The sequence below is a fragment of the Flavobacterium sp. genome, assembly GCF_003525665.1.
Classification (GTDB): Bacteria; Bacteroidota; Bacteroidia; order Flavobacteriales; family Flavobacteriaceae; genus Flavobacterium.
The window spans coordinates 12,246-16,295 of the sequence record NZ_DQDX01000215.1 but is presented as its reverse complement, the minus strand read 5'-3'; the positions used below and the strand labels follow the sequence as shown (position 1 = coordinate 16,295).

The window sequence follows — 4,050 nt, the reverse complement described above, 5'->3', positions numbered from 1 at the left end:
ATTCTTAAAATGTAAAAGAATAATCTTACAAAAAAATCATATTGTTTTCAAGGAATAACTACTAATTTCTTATATATTTGTACTATGCAGTTTTCAGAAATATTAGGTCACGAACACATTAAAAATCACTTGGTTAAAAGCGCAAGCCAAGGTAGAATTCCGCACGCACAATTGTTTGTTGGTCCAGAAGGAAGTGGTACATTGGCTATGGCAATTGCTTACGCACAATATATTGTTTGTCAAAATACTGGAAGTGATAATGCAAACGGAAATGAATCGTGCAATATTAAATTCAATCATTTAGCGCATCCCGATTTGCATTTTGTGTATCCAACAGTTACTACAGAAGATGTAAAATCAAAACCAAAAAGTACTGATTTCATTCAAGATTGGCGTCAATTTATTACTGAAACTCCGTATGGCGGATTATTTGATTGGTATAAAACTCTAGGTGTAAACAACAAACAAGGTGAAATTAGAGTTGACGATGCACAGGAAATTTTAAAAGCATTAGCCTTAAAATCATTAGAAGGAAGTTATAAAATTATGATTATTTGGATGGCCGATAAAATGAATATTGCGGCATCCAATAAACTTTTAAAACTGCTAGAAGAACCAACAGATAAAACGGTTTTCATTTTAATTTCTGAAAACGAAGAAGATATAATTCAAACCATTCGTTCACGATGTCAAGTATTGCATTTTAATGCTTTGCCAGAAAATGTAATTACCGAAGCCTTGGTTTCACGTGAAAAAGTCGACGAAAAAGTAGCTTATAAAATTGCGCATCAAGCACAAGGAAATTATAGCAAAGCACTTCACATTTTACATGAAGATAACGACGAATTACCGTTTGAAAAATGGTTTGTAGATTGGGTTCGAGCTGCTTTTAGAGCCAAAGGAAATGCGACTGCTGTTTTAGATTTAATTTCTTGGAGTGACCAAATTGCAGGTTTGGGAAGAGAAACGCAAAAGAAATTTTTAAATTATTGTATCGATATGTTTCGTCAAGCTTTATTGCTTAATTATCAAGCAGAAAAATTAGTTTATATTGAACCTACAGTTGATAAATTCAAATTAGAAAACTTCGCTCCGTTTGTAACTGGAAATAATATTACTGAAATTTTCAAAGAAATATCGGATGCTTCTTATCATATTGAACGCAACGGAAACGCGAAAATTATTTTAACCGATTTGTCTATAAAACTAACTCGTTTAATTCATAAAAAATAAGTTTAAACGATTAACATAGATTTTTCTAAATAAAATCTGTACCTTTAATTAAGCAAATAATTTTATTTGTTATTATAAAAATCAATTTTATGAACAATACCGCTTCTGTTTTAGTTTTAGCTTTTCTTGCAGTAACTTTTATTATGTCGGCGCACGATAAAATTTTTCATTGGAATGATAATATGGCTTGGTTGAAACCTCATTTTGAGAAAACTATTTTGAAAAATTTGGTTCCGTTAACCACTGGAATTTTACTTGCTTTTGAATTAATTGCCGGAATTTTTTGTCTTGTGGGAATCATAGAACTTTATATCAACGGCGGACGAATGTTTGGTTTTTATGGAGCCGTTTTTTCTTGTATTTCTTTATTGCTAATGCTTTTTGGACAAAGATTAGCTAAAGATTATGATGGCGCAAGAACGATTGCTATTTATTTTGTAGTGGCTATTTTAGGTGTTTATTGGTTGAGTTAAACATTCAAACTCGCCTTAAACATTCGTAATTCTTCCCACGAAAAAGCATCACCTACTTGTTCTTTTAAAGGAGTTAATGATTCTTCTTTGTAACCATAAAATAATTTTTGTAGTTCTTCAATTTTATCTTCTGGAAGAATATCGTTTATGGTAACAGCTTTATCTTGAATGAGTTTGGTGAAATGCGACAAAATGGTTCCTTCAGTAAGTTTTCGAATGTTGGCAATTTCTGCTATCGAATTTTTTTCAACCCAAAGTTCATACGTGATTTGTGATGTAGGTTTCTTGGGAGTTTTATCCGATTTCTTCGCCTTTGGTTCGTATAAACTTAGGTTTTCTTTGTCTTCAATCAAGCTCACATTATTGCGTTTGTAATCTTCAAAAACGCGTTCTAGTTTCTTTGTTTTATACGATTTTATTTCTTCAGAATTCAAATTTTGCTTACTGATGGTTTTTTCATCAATTACAATTTCGATTAACTTTTTAGCTTTCATTAATCGTAAAATGGCATTTACTTGTAAATCTTCTAGAGTCAACAATTCTTCGTAAAACTGTTTCACCAATTTGATTCGCTTTACCTCTTCAATTTTATACAGAATTTCGTAAACAAGCGTATCTAATTTTTCATAAAAATAATTGTAAGCTGCTTGAATTCTTTCGTTTATAAAATTAACATCTACCGTTTCATCTCGAAATAATTTGTCTAATTGTGACATGAATTTGGATGCCGGATCGATTAGGTTTTCACAAAAATCCATTTGTTTTGCCGCCCAATTTCTGTGTTTAGATTTAGCAGAAGTATCCGAATCTAGATAACTAAATTTATGATTACGCCATTCTTGAGCCAATTCTAGCCAATTGAAACTGTTTCTGAGATAGTTATGAATGTAATTTTTGGTGTCTTGCTGTAAATAATTGTGTAAAACTTCGGTCGATGCTTTGTTGTTGGCATATTCCATAACATCATCGTCGTTGGAAATACCATTCATTTGCAGCGGAGAAAGCAAAATTAAGCCATTTAACGAGCGTAAACGCGATAATGCAACGTAGGCTTGTCCTGGAAGAAAAACTTGCGAAACATCGAGCGCAGCTTTGTCAAAAGTTAATCCTTGGCTTTTATGAACGGTGATTGCCCACGCTAATTTTATAGGATAATGCGTGAATGTTCCCAAAACTTCTTCCTCTATTTCCTTCGTCATCGGATTTACAAAATAGCGGATATTCTGCCATTCGTAACGTTCTACGTCAATTGTTTTATTTTCTTCAGGGAAGTGTACGCGAATTTCATCATCGGATAAAGAATGAATTACACCCATTTTTCCATTGAAATAATTTTTATCAAATGACAAATCGTTTTTAATAAACATCACTTGAGCACCAATTTTCAACTCCAAATATTCTTCGAGAGGAAAAATTTTGTCGGGAAAATCGTCCACAATTCTTGCTTTATATCTTCTTGAATTTCCTTCTAAATCGGCAAGTGATTGCACATTGATTGCATCAGCTTTATTGTTGTGCGTAGTTAAAGTTATGTAACCTTTATTTTGTTTTAAATCGAAATTTGGTTTCACAAATTGATTCAAAAAAGCCACGTTACTTTGCGTTATCTTATTGTTTCTTAGATTATTAAGTATATCAATAAAACTTTCATCCGTTTGACGGAAAATTTTAGACAACTCTATATACAATGGTGGATTTTGTAAAATTGCATGCGAATGGAAAAAGAATTTTCCTTTGTAATACTTGCGTAACGTGCGCCATTCTTCATCACGAATTACTGGAGGAAGTTGCAGCAAATCGCCAATAAAAAGCACTTGAACGCCACCAAAAGGTTGTTTTTTCTTTCGTACACTTTGCAACATAAACTCAATGGCATCAAGCAAATCAGATCGTAACATGCTGACTTCGTCAATGATAAGCAATTCCATGTTTTGAATCACCGCTTTTTTTACAGCACTCATTCTAAAATGGCGTCGAAGCGTATCTTTTGATTCAAATTTTACGCTATCTGTAAATTGTCCATCAACGTTATTATCTGGAATAAATCCGCCAAAAGGAAGTTGAAACATGGAATGAATGGTCACTCCGCCAGCATTTAAAGCTGCAATTCCGGTTGGTGCAACTACAACACAATTTTTGTGCGTAGTTTGGATAATTTCTCTAAGTAAAGTGGTTTTTCCAGTTCCAGCCTTTCCTGTTAGAAAAACAGATCGGTTGGTTTGGTTTATGAATTGAAGTACGTATTTTGCTTCGGCAGATATGAATTCCATTGGCTTATATTTTAGAAAAACAAATGTAAGTAATTGATATTAAATTCCAAATAAAAAAAATTCCAAATTCCAAA

Annotated in this window: 3 protein-coding genes; 2 read left to right on the top strand and 1 reads right to left on the bottom strand. The window is 32.5% G+C overall.

Features of this window, described 5'->3' with window-relative positions; all coding sequences use genetic code 11:
- Positions 1-84: 84 nt before the first annotated feature.
- Both DIU01_RS14855 and DIU01_RS14850 read left to right on the top strand, forming a co-directional pair.
- Positions 85-1,233 (top strand): DNA polymerase III subunit delta', encoded by a 1,149-nt coding sequence (locus DIU01_RS14855; protein ID WP_290835810.1) that lies wholly within the window; start codon positions 85-87, stop codon positions 1,231-1,233.
- Between the two features lie 89 nt (positions 1,234-1,322).
- Positions 1,323-1,706: a DoxX family protein gene (locus tag DIU01_RS14850; protein ID WP_290835809.1), complete on the top strand. Its 384-nt coding sequence runs from the start codon at positions 1,323-1,325 to the stop codon at positions 1,704-1,706.
- Here the strand turns inward: DIU01_RS14850 and DIU01_RS14845 are convergent.
- Positions 1,703-3,976 carry a helix-turn-helix domain-containing protein gene (locus DIU01_RS14845; RefSeq protein WP_290835807.1) on the bottom strand — a complete coding sequence of 758 codons (2,274 nt, stop codon included), beginning with the start codon at positions 3,974-3,976 and terminating at the stop codon, positions 1,703-1,705. The two genes, DIU01_RS14850 and DIU01_RS14845, sit on opposite strands and share 4 nt — an antisense overlap.
- Between the last annotated feature and the right edge of the window lie 74 nt (positions 3,977-4,050).